Origin of the sequence: Burkholderia sp. 567, from assembly GCF_040545115.1 — a bacterium.
In the GTDB taxonomy this organism is placed as follows: domain Bacteria; phylum Pseudomonadota; class Gammaproteobacteria; order Burkholderiales; family Burkholderiaceae; genus Burkholderia; species Burkholderia ambifaria.
In genome coordinates this window covers 494,981-521,607 of the sequence record NZ_JBEPLG010000001.1, presented here as the reverse complement: position 1 = coordinate 521,607, position 26,627 = coordinate 494,981, and the positions used below count along the sequence as shown (strand labels likewise).

General features: G+C 65.9%; 26 protein-coding genes. 3 read left to right on the top strand and 23 right to left on the bottom strand.

The genetic code is table 11. The features are described from left to right. Nucleotides 1-13: 13 nt before the first annotated feature. Nucleotides 14-1,192 carry a PA0069 family radical SAM protein gene (locus ABIC50_RS02475; RefSeq protein ID WP_175674726.1) on the bottom strand — a complete coding sequence of 393 codons (1,179 nt, stop codon included), beginning with the start codon at nt 1,190-1,192 and terminating at the stop codon, nt 14-16. A gap of 103 nt (nt 1,193-1,295) precedes the next feature. Then, on the bottom strand, nt 1,296-1,784 hold the full coding sequence (locus tag ABIC50_RS02470) for an Lrp/AsnC ligand binding domain-containing protein (RefSeq protein WP_006762687.1): 489 nt from the start codon (nt 1,782-1,784) through the stop codon (nt 1,296-1,298). Between the two features lie 145 nt (nt 1,785-1,929). Here ABIC50_RS02470 and ABIC50_RS02465 point away from each other — a divergent pair, with 145 nt between their 5' ends. Further along, nucleotides 1,930-3,216, top strand: a complete 1,287-nt coding sequence (locus ABIC50_RS02465; RefSeq protein ID WP_011656293.1) for a D-amino acid dehydrogenase — start codon at nt 1,930-1,932, stop codon at nt 3,214-3,216. 324 nt (nt 3,217-3,540) lie between these two features. Here ABIC50_RS02465 and ABIC50_RS02460 read toward each other — a convergent pair whose 3' ends face one another. The 5 genes from ABIC50_RS02460 to ABIC50_RS02440 form a co-directional block, all read right to left on the bottom strand. Continuing rightward, entirely contained in the window at nt 3,541-4,476 is a 936-nt protein-coding gene (locus ABIC50_RS02460; protein WP_126227367.1) for an electron transfer flavoprotein subunit alpha/FixB family protein, read from the bottom strand. Nucleotides 4,477-4,492: 16 nt separating this feature from the next. Continuing rightward, nucleotides 4,493-5,242 (bottom strand): electron transfer flavoprotein subunit beta/FixA family protein, encoded by a 750-nt coding sequence (locus tag ABIC50_RS02455; protein WP_354161406.1) that lies wholly within the window; start codon nt 5,240-5,242, stop codon nt 4,493-4,495. A gap of 228 nt (nt 5,243-5,470) precedes the next feature. Beyond that, on the bottom strand, nt 5,471-6,265 hold the full coding sequence (locus ABIC50_RS02450; RefSeq protein WP_354161403.1) for a MetQ/NlpA family ABC transporter substrate-binding protein: 795 nt from the start codon (nt 6,263-6,265) through the stop codon (nt 5,471-5,473). Between the two features lie 28 nt (nt 6,266-6,293). Continuing rightward, nucleotides 6,294-6,947 (bottom strand): methionine ABC transporter permease, encoded by a 654-nt coding sequence (locus ABIC50_RS02445; RefSeq protein ID WP_011656289.1) that lies wholly within the window; start codon nt 6,945-6,947, stop codon nt 6,294-6,296. Next, nucleotides 6,937-7,971, bottom strand: coding sequence for a methionine ABC transporter ATP-binding protein (locus tag ABIC50_RS02440; RefSeq protein WP_105833416.1), 1,035 nt, complete (start codon nt 7,969-7,971; stop codon nt 6,937-6,939). Before ABIC50_RS02440 ends, ABIC50_RS02445 begins: the two co-directional genes overlap by 11 nt. A gap of 215 nt (nt 7,972-8,186) precedes the next feature. Between ABIC50_RS02440 and ABIC50_RS02435 the strand changes: the two genes are divergently transcribed. Then, complete coding sequence (locus ABIC50_RS02435; RefSeq protein WP_354161400.1) at nt 8,187-9,107, top strand: alpha/beta hydrolase; 921 nt, start codon at nt 8,187-8,189, stop codon at nt 9,105-9,107. 26 nt (nt 9,108-9,133) lie between these two features. On the opposite strand, the gene ABIC50_RS02430 is transcribed toward ABIC50_RS02435, so the two are convergent. After that, nucleotides 9,134-10,057, bottom strand: a complete 924-nt coding sequence (locus ABIC50_RS02430; RefSeq protein WP_006750743.1) for a histone deacetylase family protein — start codon at nt 10,055-10,057, stop codon at nt 9,134-9,136. A gap of 43 nt (nt 10,058-10,100) precedes the next feature. Between ABIC50_RS02430 and mltB the strand changes: the two genes are divergently transcribed. After that, complete coding sequence (gene mltB / locus ABIC50_RS02425) at nt 10,101-11,447, top strand: lytic murein transglycosylase B (RefSeq protein ID WP_175713906.1); 1,347 nt, start codon at nt 10,101-10,103, stop codon at nt 11,445-11,447. A gap of 76 nt (nt 11,448-11,523) precedes the next feature. Here mltB and cysM read toward each other — a convergent pair whose 3' ends face one another. From cysM to ABIC50_RS02350, 15 genes are all read right to left on the bottom strand, one after another. Further along, nucleotides 11,524-12,426, bottom strand: a complete 903-nt coding sequence (gene cysM, locus ABIC50_RS02420; protein WP_011656285.1) for a cysteine synthase CysM — start codon at nt 12,424-12,426, stop codon at nt 11,524-11,526. Between the two features lie 185 nt (nt 12,427-12,611). Then, nucleotides 12,612-12,956: a ComEA family DNA-binding protein gene (locus ABIC50_RS02415; protein ID WP_212119016.1), complete on the bottom strand. Its 345-nt coding sequence runs from the start codon at nt 12,954-12,956 to the stop codon at nt 12,612-12,614. A gap of 73 nt (nt 12,957-13,029) precedes the next feature. Continuing rightward, nucleotides 13,030-14,022, bottom strand: coding sequence for an ADP-glyceromanno-heptose 6-epimerase (rfaD, locus tag ABIC50_RS02410; RefSeq protein WP_105833414.1), 993 nt, complete (start codon nt 14,020-14,022; stop codon nt 13,030-13,032). Nucleotides 14,023-14,077: 55 nt separating this feature from the next. Next, on the bottom strand, nt 14,078-15,028 hold the full coding sequence (rfaE1, locus tag ABIC50_RS02405; protein ID WP_011656282.1) for a D-glycero-beta-D-manno-heptose-7-phosphate kinase: 951 nt from the start codon (nt 15,026-15,028) through the stop codon (nt 14,078-14,080). A 7-nt stretch (nt 15,029-15,035) separates the two neighbouring features. Continuing rightward, on the bottom strand, nt 15,036-16,436 hold the full coding sequence (locus tag ABIC50_RS02400; RefSeq protein WP_175735009.1) for a UDP-glucose dehydrogenase family protein: 1,401 nt from the start codon (nt 16,434-16,436) through the stop codon (nt 15,036-15,038). 90 nt (nt 16,437-16,526) lie between these two features. Continuing rightward, entirely contained in the window at nt 16,527-17,699 is a 1,173-nt protein-coding gene (gene lapB / locus ABIC50_RS02395) for a lipopolysaccharide assembly protein LapB (protein WP_354161397.1), read from the bottom strand. A gap of 53 nt (nt 17,700-17,752) precedes the next feature. Continuing rightward, nucleotides 17,753-18,046 carry a lipopolysaccharide assembly protein LapA domain-containing protein gene (locus tag ABIC50_RS02390; protein WP_006750751.1) on the bottom strand — a complete coding sequence of 98 codons (294 nt, stop codon included), beginning with the start codon at nt 18,044-18,046 and terminating at the stop codon, nt 17,753-17,755. Nucleotides 18,047-18,256: 210 nt separating this feature from the next. Beyond that, complete coding sequence (locus ABIC50_RS02385; RefSeq protein WP_006750752.1) at nt 18,257-18,580, bottom strand: integration host factor subunit beta; 324 nt, start codon at nt 18,578-18,580, stop codon at nt 18,257-18,259. Nucleotides 18,581-18,602: 22 nt separating this feature from the next. Then, complete coding sequence (rpsA, locus tag ABIC50_RS02380) at nt 18,603-20,315, bottom strand: 30S ribosomal protein S1 (RefSeq protein WP_034176254.1); 1,713 nt, start codon at nt 20,313-20,315, stop codon at nt 18,603-18,605. A 142-nt stretch (nt 20,316-20,457) separates the two neighbouring features. Then, nucleotides 20,458-21,144 carry a (d)CMP kinase gene (cmk, locus tag ABIC50_RS02375; protein WP_006750754.1) on the bottom strand — a complete coding sequence of 229 codons (687 nt, stop codon included), beginning with the start codon at nt 21,142-21,144 and terminating at the stop codon, nt 20,458-20,460. A gap of 13 nt (nt 21,145-21,157) precedes the next feature. After that, nucleotides 21,158-22,462: a 3-phosphoshikimate 1-carboxyvinyltransferase gene (gene aroA, locus ABIC50_RS02370; protein ID WP_175744699.1), complete on the bottom strand. Its 1,305-nt coding sequence runs from the start codon at nt 22,460-22,462 to the stop codon at nt 21,158-21,160. 13 nt (nt 22,463-22,475) lie between these two features. After that, nucleotides 22,476-23,402, bottom strand: a complete 927-nt coding sequence (locus tag ABIC50_RS02365; RefSeq protein WP_354161394.1) for a prephenate dehydrogenase — start codon at nt 23,400-23,402, stop codon at nt 22,476-22,478. A 186-nt stretch (nt 23,403-23,588) separates the two neighbouring features. Continuing rightward, nucleotides 23,589-24,671: a prephenate dehydratase gene (pheA, locus tag ABIC50_RS02360; RefSeq protein WP_011656277.1), complete on the bottom strand. Its 1,083-nt coding sequence runs from the start codon at nt 24,669-24,671 to the stop codon at nt 23,589-23,591. A 34-nt stretch (nt 24,672-24,705) separates the two neighbouring features. Continuing rightward, a complete protein-coding gene (gene serC / locus ABIC50_RS02355; protein ID WP_175661011.1) occupies nt 24,706-25,788 on the bottom strand; it encodes a 3-phosphoserine/phosphohydroxythreonine transaminase in 1,083 nt (360 codons plus the stop codon). 161 nt (nt 25,789-25,949) lie between these two features. Further along, entirely contained in the window at nt 25,950-26,549 is a 600-nt protein-coding gene (locus ABIC50_RS02350) for a DUF2059 domain-containing protein (RefSeq protein WP_006750759.1), read from the bottom strand. Nucleotides 26,550-26,627: the final 78 nt, after the last annotated feature.

The following is a 26,627-nucleotide window of genomic DNA, read 5'->3' as shown; positions in this document are numbered from 1 at the left end:
CGACGCACACCGGTCAGAACAGGCTCAACTGCGTGTCGTCACGCGACTTCGTGCCCGTTGCGCCCACCACGGTGCGCCGTGGCGCCACCGCGGCCGCCGGCGCGCCGCGAAACTGCGACAGATCCAGAATGCCGTTCCTGCGTTCGTTCAACCCGAGCCGCTTCACGGCCTGACGGAAACGCTGCCGCAACAGGTCGGCCCAGATCCCCTCGCCCTTCATCCGTTTCGAGAAATCGGAGTCGTAGTCCTTCCCGCCGCGCATGTCGCGCACACGGTTCATCACGCGCTCCGCGCGATCGGGGAAATGCGCGGCGAGCCAGCTCTTGAACAGCGGCGCGACCTCCCACGGCAGCCGCAGGACGATATAGCTCGCATGCGTCGCGCCGGCTTCCGCGCAGGCCTCCAGCACGCGCTCCATGTCCGGCTCGGTGACGAACGGGATCATCGGTGCAATGCTGACGCCCACCGGCACACCCGCGTCGCGCAACGCGCGGATCGTACGCAGCCGGCGTGCCGGCGTCGCCGCACGCGGCTCGAGCGTGCGCGCGAGATCGGCGTCGAGCGTCGTGATCGTGACCGCCGCCATCACCTGCCCGCGCTCGGCCATCGGGGCAAGCAGGTCGAGATCGCGCTCGATCAGCGATGATTTCGTGATCGCGGCGAACGGCAACGCGTGATCGTGCATCACCTGGATCACGCTGCGCGTGATGCGCAGGTCGCGCTCGACCGGCTGGTATGCGTCGGTGTTGACGCCGAGCGCGATCGGCTCCGGCACGTAACGCTTGCGTGAAATCTCGCGCTCGAGCAGTTCGGCCGCATTGACCTTCGCATAGATACGGCTCTCGAAATCGAGCCCCGGCGACAGGCCGAGATAGCTGTGGGTCGGCCGTGCAAAGCAGTAGATGCACCCGTGCTCGCAGCCGCGATACGGATTGAGCGACACGCTGAACGGAATGTCCGGCGACTGGTTGTGCGTCAGGATGCTCTTCGCCCGCTCCTCGAACACCTGCGTGCGCAGCGGCGCGGGCAGATCGGCGTCGTCCGATTCGTGCACCCAGCCGTCGTCGACCGCTTCGCGCAGCGCCGTTTCGTACCGCCCCTGGAGGTTGTCGACCGCACCGCGCCCCTTGCGGGGCGCCGGCGGCGCTATCGGAAATTCGTTGTCGGACCGGCCGTCCATGCGCTCACCCATTCGCCTGCACCCAATACTGTATATTTATACAGTATTGGGTGCAGCATGCCAAGGGCGAGATAAGGGGCCCGACAGCGGCGCCGGCAACCGGCCGCCGCAGCGGTCATTCGCCGACCGAAATCGTCAGCGTTTCCTTGATTTCCTCCATCACGACATAGCTCTTCGACTGCACCGCGCCGGGCAGTTGCAGCAGGATGTCGCCGAGCAGCTTGCGATAGTCGGCCATTTCACCGATGCGCGCCTTGATCAGGTAGTCGAAGTCGCCGGACACCAGATGGCATTCGAGCACCTCGTCGATCTTCATCACTTCGCGACGGAACTGCTCGAACATGTTGCCGCCCTTGTGGCCGAGCGTGATCTCGACGAACACCAGCAGCGCGGCGCCGAGCTGGCCCGGATCGACGCGTGCGTGATAGCCGGTGATGACGCCGTCGCGCTCCATGCGGCGCACGCGCTCGATGCACGGCGTCACGGTCAGGCCGACCTGTTCCGCGAGGTCCTTCATCGCCATCCGGCCGTCGTCCTGCAGCAGTTTGAGGATGCGGCGGTCGAGCTTGTCGAGCGAGCGTACTGGCTGGCGTTGCGTTCTCATTTGTTTATTCTGAAAACCTGAAAAATACGATAACAAAACCTGCACATTCGACAATACCATAGCTCAAAAAACTAGATCAGCTAGAGGTTACACGGAGACGCAGGTGCGCCCGGCCTCGACCTGATCCCTTCCATCTGGAGCAGCTATGCGAGTCGTCGTTCTGGGCAGCGGTGTGGTGGGCGTGGCAAGCGCGTATTACCTCGCGCGCGCCGGTCATGAAGTCACGGTGATCGACCGCGAGGCCGGCCCGGCGCTCGAGACGAGCTTCGCGAACGCCGGCCAGATCTCGCCCGGCTATGCGGCTCCGTGGGCCGCGCCCGGCGTGCCGCTGAAGGCCGTCAAGTGGATGTTCGAGAAGCACGCGCCGCTCGCGATCCGCCTCGACGGCACGCGTTTCCAGCTCCAGTGGATGTGGCAGATGCTGCGCAACTGCACGGCCGACCGCTACGCAGTCAACAAGGGCCGCATGGTCCGCCTCGCCGAATATAGTCGCGATTGCCTGCAGGCGCTGCGAGCCGATACGGGCATCCAGTACGAAGGGCGCACGGGCGGCACCCTGCAACTGTTCCGCACGCAACAGCAACTCGACGGCGCGGCGAAGGACATCGCGGTGCTGCAGGAAGCCAACGTGCCGTTCGAACTGCTGTCGCCGGCCGAATTGAAGAACGCCGAACCGGCGCTCGCCGCCGTGTCGCACAAGCTGACGGGCGGCCTGCGCCTGCCGGGCGACGAAACGGGCGACTGCCAGCTGTTCACGACGCGCCTCGCGGCGCTTGCGGAATCGCTCGGCGTGAAGTTCCGCTACAACACGCCGATCGACTCGCTCGCGATCGCGGGCGGGAGGATCGCCGGTGTGCAGTGCGGCAGCGAGACGGTGCGCGCGGATGCGTATGTCGTCGCGCTCGGCTCGTACTCGACCAGCTTCATCTCGAACCTGATGAAGATCCCCGTCTATCCGCTGAAGGGCTATTCGATCACCGCGCCGATCGTCAACGACGCGGCGGCCCCCGTATCGACGGTGCTCGACGAGACCTACAAGATCGCCATCACACGTTTCGACCAGCGCATCCGCGTCGGCGGCATGGCCGAGATCGTCGGCTTCGACAAGAACCTGCGTGCCGCGCGCCGCGAAACGCTCGAAATGTGCGTGAACGACCTGTTCCCAGGCGGCGGCGATACGTCGAAGGCAACGTTCTGGACGGGCCTGCGCCCGATGACGCCGGACGGCACGCCGATCGTCGGCCGCACGCCGGTCTCGAACCTGTTCCTGAACACCGGCCACGGCACGCTCGGCTGGACGATGTCGTGCGGGTCGGGCCAGTTGCTCGCCGACCTGATCTCGGGCAAGAAGCCGGCGATTCAGGCCGACGACCTGTCGGTGCATCGCTACCTGAAGGACGTGGCCGGCCAGACGCGCCCGGCATACGCATAAGCCGGAACGGCCCGCGGCGACGCAGGGCGGCCGGCATCGATCGAAAGGCGCCCCTTGCGGGGCGCCTTTTTCGTTGCAGCGAACGCGTTGCCGGCGCCGGAGCGGGCTTGCGCAAGCGCGCCCACATTCGTTGCTCTTCCCGCCAACGATCGACGCTGCGGGGCTGCCTGCCTGCCTGCACAAGAGCATGCTCCCCGCAGCGTTGCGCAATCGCGGCTCGGTCCATCGCAGAACACCCCGCCTTCACCTGCACGCCACAAAAAAAGGGGCGCTCATCGCGCCCCTTGTCTTGCTGCATGCTTACCGCCGAAGCGGCGCGTCGCGTCAGCCGAGCTCGCTCACGAGCTCCGGCACGAGCGCGAACAGATCGCCGACGAGGCCATAGTCGGCCACGCTGAAGATCGGTGCTTCCGGATCCTTGTTGATCGCGACGATCACCTTCGAATCCTTCATGCCGGCCAGATGCTGGATCGCACCCGAGATGCCGACCGCGATGTACAGCTGCGGCGCGACGATCTTGCCGGTCTGGCCGACTTGGTAGTCGTTCGGCACGTAGCCGGCGTCGACTGCCGCGCGCGACGCACCGAGTGCCGCCGACAGCTTGTCCGCCAGCGGCTCGAGCACCTTCGTGTAGTTCTCGCCGCTGCCCAGACCGCGGCCGCCCGACACGATGATGTTCGCGCTGGTGAGTTCCGGACGGTCCAGCTTCGTCACTTCACGGCTCACGAATTGCGACTTGCCTGCATCGGCCGCCGCTTCGATCTTCTCGACCGATGCGCTGCCGCCTTCGGCCGCTACCGGATCGAAACCCGTTGCACGCACCGTGATCACCTTGATCGGGTCGCTCGACTGCACCGTCGCGATCGCGTTGCCCGCGTAGATCGGGCGCTCGAACGTGTCAGCCGAATCGACTGCCGTGATGTCCGAGATCTGCGCGACGTCCAGCTTCGCGGCGATACGCGGCGCGATGTTCTTGCCGTAGGCCGTGGCCGGCGCGAGGATGTGCGAGTAATCCTTCGCGATGTTCAGCGCGGTCGCTTCGACGTTTTCCGCCAGGCCCGCTTCGAGCTGCGGCGCGTCGGCCAGCAGCACCTTCGACACACCCGCGATCTTCGCGGCCGCGTCGGCTGCGCCTTGCGCGTTGTGGCCCGCGACCAGCACGTGAATGTCGCCGCCGATCTTCGCGGCCGCCGCCACCGTGTTCAGCGTCGCGGCCTTGATCGACGCGTTGTCGTGTTCTGCAATCACCAGAATCGTCATTTCTTTCCGCTCCCTCTTACAGCACCTTGGCTTCGGTCTTCAGCTTCTCGACCAGCGTCTTCACGTCCGGCACCTTCACGCCGGCAGCGCGCTTCGGCGGCTCGGCCACCTTCAGCGTCTTCAGACGCGGCGCGACGTCCACGCCGAGGTCTTCCGGCTTCACGTTTTCCAGCGGCTTCTTCTTCGCCTTCATGATGTTCGGCAGCGTCACGTAACGCGGCTCGTTCAGGCGCAGGTCGGTCGTGACCACCGCCGGCAGCGTCAGCGACAGCGTTTCCGCGCCGCCGTCGACTTCACGTGCGACCGTGGCCTTGCCGTCGGCGATCGTCACCTTCGACGCGAACGTCGCTTGCGGGAGACCTGCCAGCGCGGCCAGCATCTGGCCCGTCTGGTTCGAATCGTCGTCGATCGCCTGCTTGCCGAGGATCACCAGCTGCGGCTGCTCCTTGTCGACCAGCGCTTTCAGAATCTTCGCGACGGCCAGCGGCTCGACGCTGTCGTTCGATTCCACCAGGATCGCGCGATCCGCGCCGATCGCCAGCGCCGTGCGCAGCGTTTCCTGCGCTTGCGCGACACCGACCGACACCGCGATCACTTCGGTCGCCACGCCCGCTTCCTTCAGGCGCACCGCTTCTTCCACCGCGATTTCGTCGAACGGGTTCATCGACATCTTCACGTTCGCGATGTCGACGCCCGTGTTGTCCGACTTCACGCGGACCTTCACGTTGTAATCGACCACTCTTTTCACTGGCACCAGGATTTTCATGCACACGCTCCAAAGTTACGAATACGACCAGAGGCCATTCTATAGCGAGGCCTCGTGACTGCGCGGCCCAGCGGACCCATCCATCGCGGCTATCGAGGATAGCGCTCCTCTTCGGCGCGCCGGCAATAGCGAACGGTCGTTCTATTTTAAAAGAGAAAAAACCCGGACGCAAAGCCCGGGTTTTCGATCATCGACTCTAATCTCGCCGGGCGCGCCCTGTACATCGTGTTACCAAGCGGCGATGACCGCCCCGCCGAACTTCTGTTCGATGAACTGCTTCACTTCCGCCGAATGGTAGGCCGCGACCAGCTTCGCGACCCACGGCTTGCTCCGGTCGGCGTCGCGGATCGCGAGAACGTTCGCGTACGGACCGTTCGGGCCCTCGATCGCGATCGCGTCCTGCTTCGGTTTCAACCCCGCTTCCATCGCGTAGTTGGTGTTGATCGCGGCCGCGTCGACGTCTGCCAGCGAGCGCGGAATCTGCGCCGCGTCGAGCTCGACGATCTTCAGCTTGCGCGGATTGTCGACGATGTCGAGCGGCGTCGCCTTGAGGCCTGCGTCCGCGCGCAGCTTCAGGAGCCCCTGCTTCTGCAGCAACAGCAGCGCGCGGCCGCCGTTGGTCGGGTCGTTCGGCACCGCGATGCGCGCGCCGGGCTTGAGCTCGGCAAGCGACTTCACGCGCTTCGAATAGACGCCCATCGGAAACGTGACCGTCTCGGCGACCTTGATCAGCTTGTAGCCGCGATCCTTCACCTGCGCCTGCAGATACGGATCGTGCTGGTAGCTGTTCGCGTCCAGATCGCCTGACGCGAGCGCCGCGTTCGGCTGCACGTAATCGGAAAATTCGACGACGCGGATGTCGAGGCCGCTCTTGGCCGCGACCTTCTTCACCACGTCCATGATCTGCGCGTGCGGGCCGCCCGTCACACCCACCTTGATGGTTTCGGCCTGCGCATGTGCGCTCACGAACAGCGCGGCCGCGCCGAGTGCGGCCGCGAACTTCAGCATGAAACGTCGTTGCATCGTCTCCCCCAAATGGATGAATGTCGTTTTACTTGTGGCTCAGCCGGCGCACGAGCCAGTCGCCGAACGATTGCACGATCTGCACGAACACGATCAGGATCGCGACGACCGTCCACATCACTTCCGGCAGATAGCGCTGATAGCCGTAGCGGATGCCCAGATCGCCGAGCCCGCCGCCGCCGATCGCACCGGCCATCGCCGAATAGCCGACGAGCGACACGAACGTGATCGTCAGGCCCGCGACGATGCCCGGCAGCGATTCGGGCAGCAGCACCTTGAACACGATCTGCGACGTCGTCGCGCCCATCGACTGCGCGGCCTCGATCAGCCCGCGGTCGACCTCGCGCAACGCGGTCTCGACCAGCCGCGCGACGAACGGCGCGGCCGCGAGCGTCAGCGGCACGACCGCCGCGGCCGTGCCGATCGACGACCCCGTGACGAGCCGCGTGAGCGGAATGACCGCGACCAGCAGGATGATGAACGGCGTCGAGCGCACCGCGTTCACGATGCCGCCGAGCACGCGATTCAGGCCGAGGTTCTGCAGCACGCCCTGACGGTCGGTCAGGTACAGCAGCACGCCTAGCGGCAGCCCGACGAGCGCGCCGACCGCTCCCGAGATGCCGACCATGATCAGCGTCTCCCAGAACGACTGCACGAACATATCGAACATCTCACTCAACATACGAAAGCTCCTCTACCACCACACCTTGCTCGCGCAGGAACGCGAGCGCCTGCCCGACCTTGCCCGGTTCGCCGCCCGCGAGCACCGCGAGCGACCCGAACGCCTGCCCCTGGATCTCGTCGATCTGGCCGTGCAGGATGTTGAAATCGAGTTCGTACCGGCGGATCGTCTCCGACAGGATCGGCTGATCGACACCCGAGCCGGTGAACGCCAGCCGCAGCAAATGCCCGCTGCCTGTCTTCAGCCGCTCGGCCACCCGCGCCTTCAGCGCCGGCGGCAGCTCCTGCGCGATCACGTCGCCGATCAGCGCGCGCGTCACTTCGTGATGCGGCTGCAGGAACACGTCGATCACGCGGCCTTCTTCGACCACGCGGCCGGCGTCGAGCACCGCCACGCGATCGCACACCTGCTTGATCACTTCCATCTGGTGGGTGATCAGCACGATCGTCAGGCCGAGCTCGCGATTGATGCGCTTGAGCAGATCGAGGATCGAGCGCGTGGTCTCTGGGTCGAGCGCCGACGTCGCTTCGTCCGACAGCAGCACCTGCGGCTTGCTCGCGAGCGCGCGCGCGATGCCGACGCGCTGCTTCTGGCCGCCGCTGATCTGCGCCGGATAGCGGTCCTTCTGCGCGGATAGCCCGACGAGATCGAGCAGCGGCAGCACGGCCGCCTCGATGTCGGCGCGGCCTGCACCGGCCAGCTCGAGCGGCAGCGCGACGTTGTCGAACACCGTGCGTGACGACAGCAGGTTGAAGTGCTGGAAGATCATGCCGATTTCGCGGCGCGCTTCGCGCAGCGCGCCCGCCGGCAGCAGCGTGAGATCGCGTCCGCCGACGACGACGTTGCCTTCGGTCGGCCGCGTGAGCAGGTTGATGGTGCGCACGAGCGTGCTCTTGCCGGCGCCGCTTCGGCCGATGATGCCGAACACCTCGCCCTGCGGGATCGTCAGGTTGACGTTGTGCAACGCGTCGACCCAGCCGGTCGGGCCGGGGAAACGCTGAGACAGATTGCGTAATTCGATCATGTAAACAGAACGGCGGCCGGCTGGCGAGGGCCGCCAGTCGGCCGCCGATGCATCTGGAATAGCCGGCGATTTTACCGCAAACGCCTCATTCCCCTTAATAATCGATTTCGATCTTTTCATAACCAGACGAAATTAGAGGGGCGCTGCTGGCCCGCCTCGCGAATGCGGCGACTATGATCCGGAACACCGATGCCAACGAACAGGGGACCCGCCAGATGAACGCCACCACCACGCCGGCCGCCGGACCCATCACCGCAGCACCGGAGCCGGCGTCGCCGCCCGCTCCGCGCATGGGCCGGCTGCGCACCGCGGACGGACTCGAACTGGCGTCGTATCGCTGGCCGGCCGGCGACGGCACGGTGCCGCCGCGCGCGACGCTCGCGCTCGTGCACGGCCTCGCCGAACATGCGGGCCGTTACGCGGCGGTGGCGGCCAGACTGAACGCGTCGGGCATCGACGTGCTGGCGATCGATCTGCGCGGGCACGGCCAGTCGCCCGGCAAACGTGCGTGGGTCGAGCGCTTCGACGGTTACCTGAACGATGCGGATGCACTCGTTGCCGAAGCCGCCTGCGGCGATACGCCGCTCTTCCTGATGGGACACAGCATGGGCGGCGCCGTCGCGGCGCTGTATGCGATCGAACGCGTGCCGGCCCGCGGCCACGCGCTGGCCGGCCTCGTGCTGTCGAGCCCGGCGCTCGCGCCGGGGCGCGACGTGCCGCGCTGGATGCTCGCGATGAGCCGCTTCATCAGCCGCGCATGGCCGACCTTCCCCGCAATCAGGATCGATGCGGCGCTGCTGTCGCGCGATCCGGCCGTCGTCGCGGCCAATCGTGCCGATCCGCTCGTGCACCATGGCGCGGTGCCGGCGCGCACCGGTGCCGAAATCCTCGACGCGATGGCGCGCATCGAGCGCGGCCGCGGTGCGCTGCGCGTGCCGGTGCTCGTCTATCACGGCACCGAGGACAAGCTGACCGAGCCCGACGGAAGCCTCGCATTCGGCGCCCACGTCGGCTCGCCCGATCGCACGCTGACGCTATACGAAGGCGGGTTCCACGAGACGATGAACGATCTCGAGCGCGATCGCGTGATCGATGCGCTGATCGCGTGGATTCACGCGCGCGTGCCGGCGCGCTGAACGCGCGCTGCCGCGCTGCCTGCCGGTCAAATGCCGGCCAGCACGCGCAGGTGCGCGACGACGCTGCGGCCGAGCGCGGACAGGTTGTAGCCGCCCTCGAGACAGCTCACGATGCGGCCCTGCGCATGTCGGCGCGCGACGTCGACGACCTGCGCGGTCAGCCATTCGAAATCAGCCTCGACGAGACCGAGGTTGCCGATGTCGTCCTCGCGATGCGCATCGAAACCGGCCGACACGAACAGCATCTGCGGCTTGAACGCGTCGAGACGCGGCAGCCAGAACATGTCGACCGCTTCGCGGATCGCCATCCCGTTGCTGCGTGCCGGCATCGGCAGGTTGACCATGTTCGGCGCCTGATGATCGGCGCCCGAGAACGGGTACAGCGGATGCTGGAAGAAGCTGCACATCAGCACGCGCTCGTCGTTCGCGAACGCGGCTTCGGTGCCGTTGCCGTGGTGCACGTCGAAATCGATGATCGCGACGCGCTCGATACCGTGGACGTCGAGCGCATGCCGCGCGGCGATCGCCACGTTGTTGAAGAAGCAGAAGCCCATCGCACGCGCGGGTTCCGCGTGATGGCCGGGCGGCCGCACGCTGCAGAACGCATTCGCGTAGCGGCCTTCGATCACCGCGTCGGTCGCCGCGATCGCAGCGCCAGCCGCGCGCAGCGCGGCGCGCCACGTGTCGCGGTTCATCAGCGTGTCGGGATCGATCTCGACGTAGCCGTCGACGGGCGTCATGCTGCGGATGTAGTCGATATGGGCCTGCGTATGCACGCGGCCCAGCGCCACCTCGCTCGCGAACGGGGCGGTTTCGTGCACGATCAGGTCGTCGATGCGGCTCGCGATCAGCTGATCCTGGATCGCCGACAGTCGGGCCGGGCATTCCGGATGCCATTCCCCCATCTCGTGCAGCATGCAATCGGGGTGCGTATAGAAGGCGGTTGCCATAAGCTGTCATCCGCGACGCAAGGTGCGCCACGAGTCTCCATCAATGATGTCCATCGTCTGCCGCGAATTCGCCGCTAACTTACCACAACGGTGCGCTGCATCGCCCCGGCACGCAGGGTGCGTCGGGTATACTGCGCCGAACCCCATCGCCCTGTCAGCCCGCTTCGACATGAATTCCAGCAAGCCTGCCGCCCTTCTCTCCGCACTGTCGCGCGTTCGCGTTCCGCTCGTTGCCGCTGCCGTCGCCGCTACGCTGGCCGCCGCACCCGCCGTCGCGCAGACGCAGCCTGCGAAGTCCTCCGGCACGCGCGTCGCGCAGGAGCAATCGCAGCAGCAGCCGTCGCAAGGCCAGACCTTCGAAGAGGAAATCGTTCCGCAGCGTTACGCGAACAACGCGAAGGTCGATGCGTTCATCGACGAGATGGTGAGCCGCAACGGCTTCGATTCCGCGAGCCTGCATGCGCTGTTCTCACGCATCAGCTACTCGGCCACCGCCGTGAAGCTCGTGAAGCCGGCGCCGACGCCTTCGGTGAAGAACTGGAGCGTCTATCGTTCGCGCTTCATCGAGCCGATCCGCATCAACGCGGGCGTGAAATTCTGGAAGGCGAACCAGGCGACGCTGCAGCGCGCGTCCCGGGAATTCGGCGTGCCGCCCGAAGTGATCGTCGGCATCATCGGTGTCGAAACGATCTATGGCCGCTACATGGGCAACTTCCGCGTGCTCGATACGCTGACCACGCTCACGTTCGACTATCCGGACACGCCGAATCGCGACAGCCGCCAGGCAACGTTCCGCAAGAATCTCGAGGACTTCCTGGTCTGGACTCGCGACAACCAGCTCGACCCGACCACCGTGCTCGGCTCGTACACGGGTGCGATCGGCATCCCGCAGTTCCTGCCGAGCAGCATCCGCCAGTATGCGGTCGACTACGACGGCGGCCACGTCGATCTGCGCAGCAGTCCTGCCGATGCGATCGGCAGCGTCGCGAACTACCTGAAGCAGCATGGCTGGGAGACCGATCGCCCGGTGGTCTGGCGCATCACGCCCGACACGGGCAGCCTCGGCATCGCGCAGGCAGCGGCGGACGGTCAGCCCGAGCCGCACTGGGCGCTGTCGCAACTGCTGCGCGCCGGCCTGACCCTCAACGAGCCGACGGTCAACATCACCACCGAAGGCGGCACGCCGGTCACCGTGGTCGACCTGCCGTCGCCGGGACGCGCGACCGAATACATGCTCGGCCTGAAGAATTTCTACGTGCTGACGCGTTACAACCGCAGCTTCTTCTACGCGCTCACCGTGTACCAGCTCGGCGAAGCCGTGAAGGCGCAGATGGAAGCGAACGGCGCGCTGCCGCTGCCGGCCGCGGATACGGAGACGCCGGCGCAGTAAGCCCGGCCCGCGCAAAGAAAAAACGCCGCTGATGCGGCGTTTTTTTATCGTTCGACGCAGCGGACGCCGATCGGGCTCAGGCAGGAAACACGCCGGTCGACAGATAGCGGTCGCCGCGGTCGCAAACGATGAACACGATCGTCGCGTTCTCGACCTGGCGGGCGATGCGCATCGCGACTTCGCACGCGCCGCCCGACGAAATGCCGGCAAAGATGCCTTCGACGGCCGCGAGCCGGCGCGCCATCGTCTCCGACGCGGCCTGGCTCACGCTCTCGACGCGATCGACGCGGCTGCGATCGAAGATCGTCGGCATGTAGGCTTCCGGCCATTTGCGAATGCCCGGAATGCGCGACCCCTCTTCCGGCTGCGCGCCGACGATCTCGATCGCCGGATTCTGTTCCTTCAGATAGCGCGACGTGCCCATGATCGTGCCCGTCGTGCCCATCGCCGACACGAAGTGCGTGATGCGCCCTTCGGTGTCGCGCCAGATCTCCGGGCCCGTTCCTTCGTAGTGCGCGACCGGATTGTCGGGGTTCCCGAACTGATCGAGGATCACGCCCTTGCCTTCGCGCTGCATCTGCTCCGCGAGGTCGCGCGCCAGTTCCATCCCGCCCTTTACCGGCGTCAGGATGATTTCGGCGCCGTAAGCGGCCATGCTCTGGCGGCGCTCGACCGACAGATCCTCGGGCATGACCAGCACCATCTTGTAGCCACGGATGGCCGCGGCCATCGCGAGCGCGATGCCGGTGTTGCCGCTCGTCGCCTCGATCAGCGTATCGCCCGGCTTGATGCGACCGCGCGCCTCGGCCTTGCTGATCATCGACAGCGCCGGGCGATCCTTCACGGACCCCGCCGGATTGTTGCCTTCCAGCTTGGCGAGCACCACGTTGTTGCGTGCGCGAATCTCGTCGTCCGGCAGGCGGACCAGTTGCACGAGCGGCGTGTTGCCGATCGTGTCTTCGATAGTTTTGTAAGCCATGGAGATACCGTGAGTGCGAGGCCGATCAATCAGTCGATTGTAAACCAGCGCGGGGGCGCGCGCCGGCAACCCCATCGCGACGATGGAATAGGTCTGCCGCATGACGCATGACGCAAAAAACCCGCGGCATGCCGCGGGAAGCCGTCGCAAGACGGCGACTGAAGGAGCCTTTCGTCTGGTGTGCGTTACTTCTGCGCGGTGCGGGCAGGCGCCGCGGCAGGTTTCGCCGCAGCCGGCTTGCCGGCGGCCGGGGCCGTCGCGACCGAAGCGGCCGCGCCGATCGTCAGCCCTTCCTGCTGAAGGCGCTCGACCGTATGGCCGCCCATGCCTTTCACGCGCGACGCGAGATCTTCTGCATTCCTGAACGGCCCGCGTGCGCCGCGCTCGTCGAGAATCGCCTTTGCCCGCGCGGGACCAATGCCCTTGATGCCGACCAGTGCATCTTCATTCGCGGTGTTGACGTCGACGGCCGCCCATGCCGACGCGATCGCGCCGAGCATCGCGGCCGCGGCAAACCATTTTTTGATCATGTGCTGGATCTCCGATGAAAACGATCGGCGGCTGCCGACCGTGAGACCCAGTCTAGCGAGGCAGCGCGTGCGTTTAAACCTGGCCGGACAGCCAACGCACGTAGCGGTCGACACCTTCCTGCACCGTCAGGAACGGCGCATCGTAGCCGGCACCACGCAGCTTCGTCTGGTCGGCCTGCGTGAAGCACTGGTACTTGCCGCGCAGCGCGTCGGGGAACGCCACGTATTCGATCAGCCCTTGCTCGACCTGCTGCGCGAGCGTCAACGGCGGCAGGTTGTCGAGCGCGCGCAACGTGTTCACGACCGTCGATGCGACGTCGTTGAACGGTTGCGCACGGCCGGTGCCGAGGTTGAAGATGCCCGACTTCTCCGGATGATCGAAGAAGAACAGGTTCACTTTCGCGACGTCCTCGACCGACACGAAATCGCGCGTCTGCTCGCCCGGCGCATAACCGTTGTACTCGCCGAACAGCTTGACCTTGCCTTCCGCGCGGAACTGGTTGAAGTTGTGGAACGCGACCGATGCCATGCGGCCCTTGTGCGTCTCGCGCGGGCCGTACACGTTGAAGTAGCGGAACCCGGCGATCTGGCTCTTCGCGCTCGGCAGCACGCGGCGGATCACCTGGTCGAACAGGAACTTCGAATAGCCGTAGACGTTCAGCGGCGCCTCGACCTCGCGCTCCTCGACGAACCGCGTCGAGCCGCCGTAAGTCGCGGCCGACGACGCGTACAGGAACTGCGCGCCCTGCGCGAGGCACGCGTCGAGCACCGCGCGGCTGTAGCGGAAGTTATTGTCCATCATGTAGCGGCCGTCGGTTTCCATCGTGTCCGAACAGGCGCCTTCGTGGAACACCGCGCGTACCTTGCCGAAATCGCCGCGCGTGAAGCGCTCGACGAATTCCGTCTTGTCGAGATAGTCGTCGATCTCGCAATCGACGAGGTTGCGGAACTTGTCCGCGCGCGTCAGATTGTCGACCGCGATGATGCGCGACTCGCCGCGCTCGTTGAGCGCCTTGACGATGTTCGCGCCGATAAAACCGGCTGCGCCGGTGACGATGACGGTCATGATCGTTCTGCCTGAAAAATTGCGAGACATCCGTGCGGCGCGCCGCCGAATATGCTCAGTGAAACAGTTCGTCGTAGTCTACCGTGGCCGTACCGAGCTTGCCGACCACGATGCCTGCCGCACGGTTCGCGAGCACGACGGCATCGACGAGCGGCACGCCGGCGCCGAGCATCGTCGCGACCGTCGCGATCACGGTATCGCCCGCGCCGGATACGTCATACACCTCGCGCGCGAGCGCCGGGGCATGCAGTTCGCCGTTTGCGGAAAAAAGCGTCATCCCCTCCTCCGAACGCGTGAGCAGCAGCGCGTCGAGATCGAGATCCGCACGCAGCCTGGCGACGCGCGCGCGCAGGTCGTCTTCCGATTGCCACTGACCGACGACTTCGCGCAGCTCGGCGCGGTTCGGCGTGATCAGCGATGCGCCGCGATAGCGCGCCCAGTCGCCACCCTTCGGATCGACGAGCACCGGCTTGCCGGCCGCGCGGGCCTTGTCGATCATCGTCGTCACGTGCGTCAGGCCGCCTTTCGCGTAATCCGACATCAGCACGACGTCGTGCTGCGGCAGCAGTACATCGAAACGCGCGAGCCCCGCGAGCAGCACCTCGTGCTTCGGCATCGCCTCGAAGTCGACCCGCAACAACTGCTGCTGACGCGCGAGCACGCGCAGCTTGATCGTCGTCGGCAGCGACGCATCGCGCTCCAGATGAGGCGTCACGCCGCTGCTGTCGAGCAACTCGACGATCCGCTCGCCCGGTTCGTCACAGCCGACCACGCACAAGAGCCCGGCCTGACCGCCGAGCGTCACGGCGTTGCGCGCGACGTTGGCCGCGCCGCCGAGGCGCTCCTCCTGACGCTGCACATGCACGACGGGCACCGGCGCTTCCGGCGAAATGCGGTCGACGTTGCCGAACCAGTAGCGGTCGAGCATCACGTCCCCGACGACGAGCACGCGCGAACCCGCGAGCTGCGCACGCGGTACCGGCACCACTTCTCGAAGGGTAGTCATCGTGCGTTCATCCACGGGAGGAAGACTGGGGAGCGACATGCGGACGCCCGATCGCATGGTAGTCGATGCCGAGTTCGGCCATCGCGTCCGGCTCGTACAGGTTGCGCCCGTCGAAGATCACCGGCGCCTTCAGCTCGGCCTTCAGGCGCGTGAAATCCGGGCTCCTGAATTCCTTCCACTCGGTGACGATCACGAGCGCATCCGCGGCGATCACGGCTGCGTCCTGGGTATCGACGAAATGGAGGCGCGCAAGCGCGTCGGAAGCCTCGCCAAGATCGAGCGCGAACACACGGCGCGCTTCGTCGATCGCGACCGGATCGTACGCGCGCACGGTCGCGCCACGCTCGAGCAGCGCGGCGATCAGCCGGCGGCTCGGCGCCTCGCGCATGTCGTCCGTATTCGGCTTGAACGCGAGGCCCCAGACCGCGAATTCGCGACCGGTGAGGTCCGCGCCGAAGCGCTGCTCGATCTTGCCGATCAGCACGTCCTTCTGCGCGGAGTTGGCGGCTTCGACAGCCTCCAGGATGCGCAGCGGCTGGCCGTTTTCGCCCGCGGTGCGGATCAGCGCCTGCACGTCCTTCGGGAAGCACGAGCCACCGTAACCGACGCCCGCGTACAGGAAGTGATAGCCGATGCGCGGATCGGAGCCGATCCCGCGGCGCACGGCTTCGATGTCGGCGCCGACCTTGTCGGCGAGATTCGACATCTCGTTCATGAACGAGATACGCGTCGCGAGCATCGCATTCGCCGCATACTTGGCGAATTCCGCCGAACGCACGTCCATGTAGATCGTGCGTTCGTGGTTGCGGTTGAACGGCGCATACAGCTTCTTCATCTTCTCGCGCGCCACGGTGCCCGTCTCGTCGTCGTCGACGCCGATGATGATGCGGTCCGGGCGCATGAAGTCTTCGACTGCCGCGCCTTCCTTCAGGAATTCAGGATTCGAGACGACCGAGAACCGGTGCGCGACGCTGCCCGCGAGCCCGCGGGCGCCGAGCGCCTCGTCGACCACCGCACGCACGCGCTGCGCGGTGCCGACCGGCACCGTCGACTTGTCGACGATCACCTTGAAACCCGTCATGTGACGGCCGATGTTGCGCGCGGCCTCGAGCACGTATTGCAGGTCGGCCGACCCGTCCTCGTCGGGCGGCGTGCCGACCGCGATGAACTGGATCTCGCCGTGCGCGACGCTCGCCGCGATGTCGGTCGAGAAGCGCAGACGCCCAGCCGCGCGGTTGCGCGCGATGATGTCCAGCAGGCCCGGTTCGTGAATCGGCATCCCGCCGTTGTTCAGGATGTCGATCTTGCGCGGATCGACATCCAGGCAAAAGACGTCGTGGCCGATCTCGGCGAGACAGGAGCCCGTGACAAGACCGACATAGCCGGTGCCGATGATGGTGATTTTCATAGATGTTCCGGTACGTCCCGGTAATTGACTAACTTGGCCGCCGGGCCGGACCCGGCGGCAACCGCAGCGTGTCGGCGCCGCACGCCGGGATCAGCCCGGCATCGCAGGTTCGACGCGGCGCGGCGCATAGGTTTCCCAGCCGCTGCAGCCGGGGCACTGCCAGTAGAAGAGCCGTGCCCGGAAACCGCAATTCTGGCACGTATAGCGTGGCAGATTTTTGGTGCGCTGCTTGATCAGCGCGCGCATCATTTCAAGTTCCTTACGGCGCGGCTCGTCGGCGGCCGCGATCTGCGCGTCGAGCAGGTGCAGCATGCCGGACAGGTTCGGCGACTTCTCCATCTGCGTGCGTGCGAGCGTATGCGCGGCCTCCTGGCCGCGCAACCCGGCGATGTGCTGATACGCGATTTCGAGCAGGTCGTTCGACGGATAACGCTCGACATAGCCCATCAGCAGCTCGGCGCCCTCGACCGGCTGGCCGAGCGCGACATAGGCCTTCATCAGCTTGTCGGCGACGAGCGGCAGATACGCCGGATTCTGCGCTTCGACGCGCTTCCAGTGCTCGATCGCGCCCGCGTGATCGGCCGCTGCCGCCGCGGCGTCGCCCGACAGTATCGTCGCGCGCACGTTCTGCGGGTTCGCGGCAAGCGCGAGCTTCAGCTGTTCGGCCGCTGCCGCTGCGTCCTTGCGCTGCAGCGCGTCCTGCGCGAGTTCGCAGTGGAACTGCGCGATTTCGATGGCGAGCGGCTTGTCGCTCATCGACTCGATCCGCTTCGCGGTATCGATCGACTTGTTCCAGTCCTTCTCGATCTCGTAGATCGTCAGCAGTGCCCGCTGCGCACCCAGCGCGTAGTCGCCGTCGGCGAGCCGGTGAAAGGCCTCTTCGGCACGATCGAGCAGGCCGGCTTTCAGAAAATCCTGGCCGAGTTCATACAGCGCGTGGTCGCGCTCGTTCACCGGCAGGTCCGTGCGACTCAGCAGATTCTGGTGCACGCGGATCGCCCGGTCCGTTTCACCGCGGCGACGAAACAGGTTGCCGAGCGCGAAGTGCAGCTCGACCGTCTCCGGGTCGAGCTTCGCGACCTCGATGAACGCGTCGATCGCCTTGTCCGGTTGTTCGTTCAACAGAAAGTTCAGGCCGCGGAAATACGATCGCGGCAGGTTGGCGCTCTCCGACAGGAGGTTCTTCAAGTCATAGCGTGACGCCGCCCAGCCGAGCGCGAACGCCACCGGAATTGCGAGCAACCACCAGAAATCCAGATCCATGCGAAATATCGAAGCAGAGACGAAAACCGCGCGAGATTCGCGCGGCGTCCGTATTAAATGACGGGCGGCATCGGCGGCTGATCGACGACGACCGGGGTTTCGCGCACGGCGCGCAGGTCGCGCTTCAGGCGCCCGTTCTCGAGGCGCAGACGGAAGATCGCCGGCAGCGCGGACAGCAGGCCGGCCAGCAGACCCACGACGAAGAACGCGAGGCCGATCAGGATCAGCGGCGCTTGCCATGCGTAGCCGGCAAGGAAATTCAGCGTCGCGGTTTGCGTATTGGCCAGTGCGAGCACCAGCAGCAGCACGAACACCAATACCCGGATCAGCCAGACGATAAACTTCATGTAGCCCTCTCTTTGTTGAGGTTTGCCGTGACGCGCGACTCCCCTTCGCGACGCCGAATCGACCCGTATTGTAAAGGAAGCGTTTCCGCGTCACCGCACATCCTGTGGATGCGCGTTGCCACGCGGCCGCTGAAAACGAAAAAAGCGCCCGCTAGGGGCGCTTTTTTCTTCAGCCTTCGCCGGACAGGTTCCGGGCAAGCCGAACGACGCTCAACGCTCGTCGTCCGGATCATCAGCTTTCAGCGGCTCGCCGGCGCGGCCGTCGACGCGTTCGCGCAATTCCTTGCCGGGCTTGAAGTGAGGCACGAACTTCTCGGGCACCTGCACTTTCTCCCCCGACTTCGGGTTGCGTCCGACGCGCGCCGGGCGACGGTTGAGGCCGAAGCTGCCGAAACCCCGAATTTCGATGCGATGCCCTTTCGACAGGGCGTCGGACATCGCATCGAGCATCGTTTTCACCGCGAAATCCGCATCCTTGAGGACAAGTTGCGGAAATCGCAGTGCCAGCTGCGCGACCAACTCGGATTTGGTCATACTTCAGCAGACCTCGTGAGGCTTACTGGTTCTGGCCGTCGAGCTTCGCCTTCAGCAGCGCGCCGAGGTTGGTCGTACCGGTCGCGGCAGCGCTCGAGTCGGACTGCAGGCCGCGGATCGCTTCCTGTTGTTCAGCCGAATCCTTCGCCTTGATCGACAGGTTGATGCCACGCGACTTGCGATCGATGTTGATCACCATCGCGTTGACCTTGTCGCCTTCCTTCAGCACGTTGCGTGCGTCTTCGACGCGATCCTGCGAGATTTCCGATGCGCGCAGGTAGCCTTCGATGTCGCCCGTCAGCGTGATGACAGCGCCCTTCGCATCGACCGACTTCACCACGCCGTCGACGATCGAGCCCTTGTCGTTCATTGCAACGTAGTTGCTGAACGGGTCGCCTTCGAGCTGCTTGATGCCGAGCGAAATACGCTCCTTCTCGACGTCGATACCGAGCACGATTGCTTCGACTTCGTCGCCCTTCTTGTACTTGCGAACGGCTTCTTCGCCGGCTTCGCTCCACGACAGGTCCGACAGGTGGACCAGGCCGTCGATGCCGCCCGGCAGACCGATGAACACGCCGAAGTCGGTGATCGACTTGATTGCGCCCGTGATCTTGTCGCCCTTCTTGAAGTTGCGGCTGAAGTCATCCCACGGATTCGGCTTGCACTGCTTCATGCCGAGGCTGATACGACGACGGTCTTCGTCGATCTCGAGGACCATGACTTCGACTTCGTCGCCCAGCTGGACAACCTTCGACGGAGCAACGTTCTTGTTGGTCCAGTCCATTTCCGACACGTGGACGAGGCCTTCGATGCCCGATTCCACTTCGACGAATGCGCCGTAGTCGGTAATGTTCGTGACCTTGCCGAACAGGCGCGTGCCCGACGGGTAACGGCGCGAGATGCCTTCCCACGGATCGTCGCCCAGTTGCTTGATGCCCAGCGAGACGCGGTTCTTCTCTTGGTCGAACTTGAGGATCTTCGCGGTGACTTCCTGGCCAACCGACAGGACTTCGCTCGGGTGACGCACACGACGCCATGCGATGTCGGTGATGTGCAGCAGGCCGTCGATGCCGCCGAGGTCGACGAACGCGCCGTAGTCGGTGATGTTCTTGACCACGCCGTTGACGATCGCGCCTTCCTTCAGCGTCTCGAGCAGCTTCGCGCGCTCTTCGCCTTGGGTTGCTTCGATCACTGCACGACGCGACAGCACGACGTTGTTACGCTTGCGATCGAGCTTGATCACGCGGAACTCGAGCGTCTTGCCTTCGTACGGGGTCGTGTCCTTGACCGGACGCGTGTCGACCAGCGAACCCGGCAGGAACGCGCGGATGCCGTTGACCATCACGGTCATGCCGCCCTTCACCTTGCCGGTGATCGTGCCGGTGACGAGTTCGTTGTTGTCGAGGGCCTTTTCCAGCGACAGCCACGATGCAAGGCGCTTCGCCTTGTCGCGCGACAGGATCGTGTCGCCGTAGCCGTTTTCGAGTGCGTCGATCGCGACGGACACGAAATCGCCCGACTGCACCTCAACCTCGCCCTGATCGTTCAGGAATTCCTCGATCGGAATGTAAGCCTCGGACTTCAGGCCTGCATTGACGACCACGAAGTTGTGGTCGACGCGCACGACTTCGGCGGAAATCACTTCGCCGGCGCGCATGTCTTGACGGGTCAGCGACTCTTCGAACAGAGCCGCAAAGGATTCGGTATTCGGGGTGGAGGTTTGCAGGTCGGACATAAAAATCTGATTGTGCATGGATCGCTGTGCGCCACGCCGGCCGAAATGGCAGGCTGAAAGGGCCAGATCGAATTCCACACGGGGTTAAGGGTTCGAAACACGCTTCGCGCTCCAGCGCGAAGCACCTACAACACCCGCCTTTTCAGGCGGGCTGGCCAAGCGCCCGGTACCACTGCAGCACCTGGTCGACAGCTTCATCGACCGAAAGCGCCGACGTATCGAGCAGCTCGGCATCTGCCGCGGGCTTCAGGGGCGCCGCCGCGCGATTGCTGTCGCGCGCGTCACGTTCACGAAGATCCCGGAGCAAGTCATCTATATTAGCAGAAAAACCTTTTTGCATCAATTGCTTATGCCGTCTGGCCGCGCGTGCCTCGGCGCTGGCCGTCAGGAACACCTTCAGCACGGCGTCCGGGAAGATCACGGTGCCCATGTCGCGCCCGTCGGCGACGAGGCCCGGCGTCTTGCGGAACGCGCGCTGGCGCGCGACGAGCGCGGAGCGCACCGGCCCGTGAACGGCAATCGCCGACGCGCGGTTGCCGACCGCTTCGGCGCGGATGTCGTTCGACACGTCGACGCCGTCGAGCTGCGCGCAGCCCTCGCGGAACGTGATGTGAAGATCGTCGATCAGCTTCACAAGGGCATCGATGTCCTCCGCCGCGATGCCGTAGCGCACGCTCGCGAGCGCCGCGAGACGGTACAGCGCGCCGCTGTCGAGCAGGTGGAAACCAAGATGCGCGGCGACGAGCGCCGCGACGGTCCCCTTGCCGGAAGCGGTCGGGCCGTCGATCGTGATGACGGGGGTCGGGTGAAAGGGTCGGGTCGATTTCATCGGGTGAGTCGGGTCAGGCTTTGGCGAGCGCGGCGAAGCGGTCGAAATAGTCGGGGAACGTCTTGCCGACGCACTTCGGATCGTTAATCCGCACGGGCACGCCGCCCAGGCTGACGAGCGAGAAGCACATCGCCATGCGGTGATCGTCGTACGTATCGATCGCGGCATTCGGCGTGAGCCGTTGCGGCGGCGTGACGACCAGATAGTCGGCGCCTTCCTCGACGATCGCGCCGACCTTGCGCAGCTCGGTCGCCATCGCCGCGATGCGGTCGGTTTCCTTCACGCGCCAGCTCGCGATATTGCGCAGCGTGCTCGTGCCGCTCGCGAACAGCGCCGCGACCGCGATGGTCATCGCCGCGTCGGGAATCAGGTTGAAGTCCATGTCGATCGGATCGAGCTTGCCGTGGTCGTGGCCGATGCCGCGCACCTCGATCCAGTCGTCGCCCATCGACACGTTCGCCCCCATCTGCATCAGCGCATTCGCGAAGCCGACGTCGCCCTGGATGCTCGCGCGCCCCACGCCCTCGACGCGCAGCGGACCGCCGCCGAGCGCGCCGGCCGCGAGGAAGTACGAGGCCGACGACGCATCGCCCTCGACCATGATGCGTCCCGGCGACCGGTAGCGGACGCCGGCCGGCACGACGAAGCGCTGCCAGCCGTCGCGCTCGACGGTCACGCCGAAGCGCTCCATCAGCCGGATCGTGATGTCGATGTACGGCTTCGAGATCAGCTCGCCGTCGATTTCGACGACGGTCCTGCCATCCTTCGCCTTCACGAGCGGCAGCGTCATCAGCAGCGCGGTGAGGAACTGGCTCGACACGTCGCCGCGCACGCGGATCGGCGCGTCGACCGCGATCGCCCCGGGTTTGATCCGCAGCGGCGGAAAGCCTTCGTTCTGCTCGTAGTCGATCTGCGCGCCGATCTGGCGCAGGCCGTCGACGAGGTCGCCGATCGGCCGCTCGTGCATGCGCGGCACGCCGTGCACGCGATAGTCGCCGCCGTTGATCGCGAGCGCCGCGGTCAACGGCCGCACCGCCGTGCCCGCATTGCCGAGGAACAGGTCGGCAGTCTTCGCGGTGAATGCGCCGCGCGTGCCGGTGACGACACAGGTGTCGCCGTCGCGCGCGAGCTTCACGCCGAGCTTGCCGAGCGCATCGAGCATTACGCGCGTGTCGTCGGAATCCAGCAGGTTGGTGATCGTCGTGTCGCCTTCGGCAAGCGCCGCGAGCAGCAGCACGCGGTTCGAGATGCTCTTCGAGCCGGGCAGGCGCACGGTGCCCGAAGCGCTGGAATACGGGCCGAGATCGAGATAGTCCATGGGAATCGTCCTGTTATTTCTTGACCGGTTCGGCAGCGGGCTGCGCGCCGCGCTCCTGCCATGCCTTGCGTGCGGCGCGCGAGCGCGTGAACACGGCTTCGAGCGCCGCGCCGTCGCCGGCGTCGATCGCAGCACGCAGCCGTGCGAGCACGCGCGTGTAGCCGTCGAGCTCGTCGAGCAGCGCCGCGCGATTCGCGACGCACACGTCGCGCCACATTTCCGGACTCGACGCCGCGATCCGCGTGAAATCGCGAAAGCCGCCCGCCGCATACGAGAATTTCAGTTCGGCATCCGCCTCGCCGAGAATCTGCTCGACGAGCGCGAACGACAGCACGTGCGGCAAATGACTGATCGACGCGAACACGCGATCGTGCTGCTCGGTACTCATCGCGCGCACGTCGGCGCCGGTCGCCCGCCACATCGCGTCGATCCGCGCAACCGAGGCGGGCGCGTTCTCCGGCAGCGGGCACAGCACGACGTTGCGGCCGACGTACAGATCGGGCAGCGCGGCTTCGACGCCGCTCGACTCGCGCCCGGCGATCGGATGTCCGGGCACGAACCGCGCAATCCGCGCACCGAGCGCTGCGCGCGCGGCCGCGACGACATCGGACTTCGTGCTGCCCGCGTCGGTGACGATCGTCGCGGCGTCGAGCCACGGCGCGATGCGCGCGAGCAGCGGGCCCGTTTGCGCGACGGGGGCGGCCAGCAGCACGAGATCGGCGCCGGCCAGTGCGTCGCGCAGTTGCGCGTCGTCGTCGAGCGCCGCCGCGCGGTCGATCACGCCGAGTGCCAGCGCGCGGTCGACCGACGCACGCGAACGGCCGACGCCGATGACTTCACCCGCGCCGCCCGGCGCGCGCTCGCGCAGTGCGCGCGCCAGCGATCCGCCGATCAGGCCGACGCCGAAAATGACCAGTTTGTTGAATGCAAAGCCTGACACGACAAGAGCCAAGTGACGCGCGCGGAACGACGCCCCGCGCACGGAAGTCCAGATCCCGGGCAACGGGCCCGCACCCGGCGCGCCCTGCGCCGGATACTGCCCGAGCCCGCCTTCGGCAGTGCCACCCGGCCTGCCCTGCCCGATTCACCCGCCGCCCGCGCGGTGCGGGTGACGGGCCGCCGCGCGTCAGCGCGCGCGCGGATACGAACCGAGTATCTTCAGGAACGCGGCCTTCTGGCCGAGCTCCGCGAGCGCGGCGGCCACGGCCGCCTCGTCCCGGTGCCCTTCGATGTCGATGTAGAAGTAATACTCCCACGTGCCGACGCGCGCCGGACGCGACTCGAAGCGCGTCATCGACACGCCGTGCCGCGCGAGCGGTTCGAGCAGCTTGAACACCGCGCCCGGCTCGTTCTTCACCGACACGATCAGCGACGTCTGGTCATGACCGCTCTGCCCGGCCGGCTCCTTGCCGATGATCACGAAGCGCGTGCGATTGTGCGGATCGTCCTGGATCAGCGAGAACGCGATCTGCAGCCCGTAGTGCGCGGCCGCGCGATCGCCGGCGATGGCCGCGACGCTCGGGTCGGCCGCCGCGAGGCGCGCGGCCTCCGCGTTGCTCGACACCGCTTGCCGCTCGAGCTGCGGCGCGTTCGCGGCAAGCCACTGCTGGCATTGCGCGAGCGCCTGCGCATGCGCGCAGACGCGCGTGACGCCGTCGAGCGTGCCGCTCTGCGTGAGCAGGTTGTGATGGATCGGCAGCGCGAGCTCGCCGCTGATCAGCAACTGCGTTTGCAGCAGCAGATCGAGCGTGCGCGACACCGCGCCTTCGGTCGAATTCTCGACGGGCGCGATGCCGAATGCGGCCGCACCGGCCTCGACCGAGCGGAACACCTCGTCGATCGACGGACACGGCAGCCCTTCGATCGACTGGCCGAAATACTCGAACATCGCCTGTTCGCTGTACGTGCCGACCGGCCCGAGGAATGCGACGTGGATCGTCTGCTCGAGCGCGCGGCTCGCGGCCATGATCTCGCGCCAGATGGCGCTGATGTGCTCGCCCGCGAGCGGCCCCGCGCTCATGTCCTGCAGGCGCGCGATCACTTGCAGCTCGCGCTCCGGCCGAAACACCGGCGCGTTGAAATGCTTCTTGACCTCGCCTACCTCGAGCGCCACCGCGGCGCGCTGGTTGAGGAGCGCGATCAGCTGCGCGTCGATCGCATCGATGCGGTCGCGCAGCGGTTTCAGGCGGGAATTCAGTTCGTCGTCCATGCGTAGTTGCCGTGCTGTTTGAACAGCGTCGCGCTCAGGCGCCGCGCTGTTCGAAGTCCTTCATGTACTCGACGAGCGCCTTCACGCCCTCGAGCGGCACCGCGTTGTAGATCGACGCCCGCATGCCGCCGACGGACTTGTGGCCCTTCAGCTGCAGCAGCCCGCGCGCCTTTGCGCCGGCAAGGAAGTCTTCATTGCGCGTTTCGTCGGCCAGGAAAAAGGGCACGTTCATGCGCGAACGCACCGCCGGCTCGACCTTGTTCAGGTAGAAGCCGCTCGCATCGATCGTGTCGTAGAGCAGCTTCGCCTTCTCGGTATTGCGGGCCTCGATCGCCTCGAGGCCACCCTGCCGCTTCAACCACTGGAACACGAGGCCCGCGATGTAGATCGCATAGGTGGGCGGCGTGTTGTACAGCGAGTTGTTCGCGGCGACGGTCTTCCATTCGAATGCGGACGGGCAGATCGACAGCGCGCGATCGAGCAGATCCTCGCGAACGATCACGACCGTCACGCCGGCCATCCCGATGTTCTTCTGCGCGCCGCCGAACAGCACGCCGTACTTCGCGACGTCCATCGGACGCGACAGGATGTGCGACGACACGTCCGCGACGAGCGGGACGTCGCCGAGGTCGGGAATCTCGAACGTCTCGACGCCGTCGATCGTCTCGTTCGTGCACAGATGCACGTACGCCGGATCGTCCGACAGTTGCCACTCGGCGCGGGCGGGCGCGCGCGTGAAACCGTCGGCCGTCTTGCCGGATGCGGCCAGATGCGGCGTGCCGTATTTCTTCGCTTCGTTGAACGACTTCTGCGACCACGAGCCCGTCACGACGAAGTCGGCGGTCTTGCGCGAACCGAGCAGGTTCATCGGCACGATCGCGTTCTCGGCAATGCCGCCGCCCTGCAGGAACAGGATCCGGTGGCTGGCCGGCACCTCGAGCAGCTCGCGCAGGTCGGCCAGCGCCGCCTCGTGGATCGACATGAATTCCTTGCCGCGATGGCTCATCTCCATCACGCTCATGCCGCTGCCGTGCCAGTCGAGCATTTCGTCGGCGGCCTGCCGCAGCACTTCCTCGGGCAGCGCCGCAGGACCGGCGGAGAAATTAAAGACGCGCATCGTGAAAACCTCGGGAGGGACGCGACCGGCTTGCCGCCGGCAGTAAGAACCGCGCCAGAAAAGGAATGGCCGCTTGCGCTCGCGCGCAAACGGCCATTATCGCACTGTCATCAGGCTCCCGCCAAACCCGGCCGAATGGCCGGGCGGCGTGCCCGGACGGCTTACTTGCCCGGCTTGACTGCCGCGACTTCCTTGTCAGCCTGCGCGCGCGTCGCCTGGATCGCTTGCGGCATGTACTTCTGCATCAGGCCGTTGACCACGTCGCGACCGACCTGATCCTGAACCTGGATGAACTTGCGGCCCGTCGGGCTCTTGTAGAACGTCGTCAAATCCTTGATCTCCGACGTGCTGTAGTACTTCGCGTAGGCGTCGTACTGAGCCGACATCGCGTCGCTCTGGAACTGCTGCGTGCCGAACACCTTGCCTGCGCCGTCAACCAGCTTCGGCACCGCGTTCTTCTGCAGCGACGGCACGGCCGCCTGCTTCTGCTTGTCGTTCAGCGACTTGTTTTCCGACAGCGCGTCCGACAGGATCGCCGGCACGAGCTGCTTTGCCTGCATTTCGGCGCTGTTGCCGATAGCCGACACGAGCTTCGGCGCGTCGATCGCGTCGAGCAGATCCTTGATCGCAGCCTTCTTGTCGGCGTCGATCGGCGCAGCTGCCGCGGTCGCAGCCGGTGCGGAATTCGACAGCGCTTGCGCCATCGCGAACGTCGGCACCAGTGCAGCCAGCAGAACCAGTTGCTTGAATTGCTTTTGCATCATCACTCCCTTTTGGAAATATGAATGGTTGCTCGCCGACCGCGGCGCGTAGCGCCCGCGGCGGCTCGAGTCTCATCC

Excerpts from the sequence above, each read along its gene's own strand:
- serC (WP_175661011.1), bottom strand. The coding sequence starts at position 25,788 with ATGCGCGTCTTTAATTTCTCCGCCGGTCCTGCGGCGCTGCCCGAGGAA.
- rpsA (WP_034176254.1), bottom strand. The coding sequence starts at position 20,315 with ATGTCCGACCTGCAAACCTCCACCCCGAATACCGAATCCTTTGCGGCT.
- ABIC50_RS02435 (WP_354161400.1), top strand. The coding sequence starts at position 8,187 with ATGAACGCCACCACCACGCCGGCCGCCGGACCCATCACCGCAGCACCG.
- ABIC50_RS02415 (WP_212119016.1), bottom strand. The coding sequence starts at position 12,956 with ATGATCAAAAAATGGTTTGCCGCGGCCGCGATGCTCGGCGCGATCGCG.
- cmk (WP_006750754.1), bottom strand. The coding sequence starts at position 21,144 with ATGAAATCGACCCGACCCTTTCACCCGACCCCCGTCATCACGATCGAC.
- ABIC50_RS02475 (WP_175674726.1), bottom strand. The coding sequence starts at position 1,192 with ATGGGTGAGCGCATGGACGGCCGGTCCGACAACGAATTTCCGATAGCG.
- ABIC50_RS02350 (WP_006750759.1), bottom strand. The coding sequence starts at position 26,549 with ATGCAAAAGCAATTCAAGCAACTGGTTCTGCTGGCTGCACTGGTGCCG.
- ABIC50_RS02465 (WP_011656293.1), top strand. The coding sequence starts at position 1,930 with ATGCGAGTCGTCGTTCTGGGCAGCGGTGTGGTGGGCGTGGCAAGCGCG.
- ABIC50_RS02385 (WP_006750752.1), bottom strand. The coding sequence starts at position 18,580 with ATGACCAAATCCGAGTTGGTCGCGCAGCTGGCACTGCGATTTCCGCAA.
- ABIC50_RS02455 (WP_354161406.1), bottom strand. The coding sequence starts at position 5,242 with ATGAAAATCCTGGTGCCAGTGAAAAGAGTGGTCGATTACAACGTGAAG.
- pheA (WP_011656277.1), bottom strand. The coding sequence starts at position 24,671 with ATGGACGACGAACTGAATTCCCGCCTGAAACCGCTGCGCGACCGCATC.
- ABIC50_RS02390 (WP_006750751.1), bottom strand. The coding sequence starts at position 18,046 with ATGAAGTTTATCGTCTGGCTGATCCGGGTATTGGTGTTCGTGCTGCTG.
- ABIC50_RS02470 (WP_006762687.1), bottom strand. The coding sequence starts at position 1,784 with ATGAGAACGCAACGCCAGCCAGTACGCTCGCTCGACAAGCTCGACCGC.
- ABIC50_RS02445 (WP_011656289.1), bottom strand. The coding sequence starts at position 6,947 with ATGTTGAGTGAGATGTTCGATATGTTCGTGCAGTCGTTCTGGGAGACG.
- cysM (WP_011656285.1), bottom strand. The coding sequence starts at position 12,426 with ATGGCTTACAAAACTATCGAAGACACGATCGGCAACACGCCGCTCGTG.
- ABIC50_RS02450 (WP_354161403.1), bottom strand. The coding sequence starts at position 6,265 with ATGCAACGACGTTTCATGCTGAAGTTCGCGGCCGCACTCGGCGCGGCC.
- ABIC50_RS02440 (WP_105833416.1), bottom strand. The coding sequence starts at position 7,971 with ATGATCGAATTACGCAATCTGTCTCAGCGTTTCCCCGGCCCGACCGGC.
- rfaE1 (WP_011656282.1), bottom strand. The coding sequence starts at position 15,028 with ATGACTACCCTTCGAGAAGTGGTGCCGGTACCGCGTGCGCAGCTCGCG.
- ABIC50_RS02430 (WP_006750743.1), bottom strand. The coding sequence starts at position 10,057 with ATGGCAACCGCCTTCTATACGCACCCCGATTGCATGCTGCACGAGATG.
- mltB (WP_175713906.1), top strand. The coding sequence starts at position 10,101 with ATGATGTCCATCGTCTGCCGCGAATTCGCCGCTAACTTACCACAACGG.
- aroA (WP_175744699.1), bottom strand. The coding sequence starts at position 22,462 with ATGGACTATCTCGATCTCGGCCCGTATTCCAGCGCTTCGGGCACCGTG.
- lapB (WP_354161397.1), bottom strand. The coding sequence starts at position 17,699 with ATGGATCTGGATTTCTGGTGGTTGCTCGCAATTCCGGTGGCGTTCGCG.
- ABIC50_RS02460 (WP_126227367.1), bottom strand. The coding sequence starts at position 4,476 with ATGACGATTCTGGTGATTGCAGAACACGACAACGCGTCGATCAAGGCC.
- ABIC50_RS02400 (WP_175735009.1), bottom strand. The coding sequence starts at position 16,436 with ATGAAAATCACCATCATCGGCACCGGCTATGTCGGTCTTGTCACGGGC.
- rfaD (WP_105833414.1), bottom strand. The coding sequence starts at position 14,022 with ATGACCGTCATCGTCACCGGCGCAGCCGGTTTTATCGGCGCGAACATC.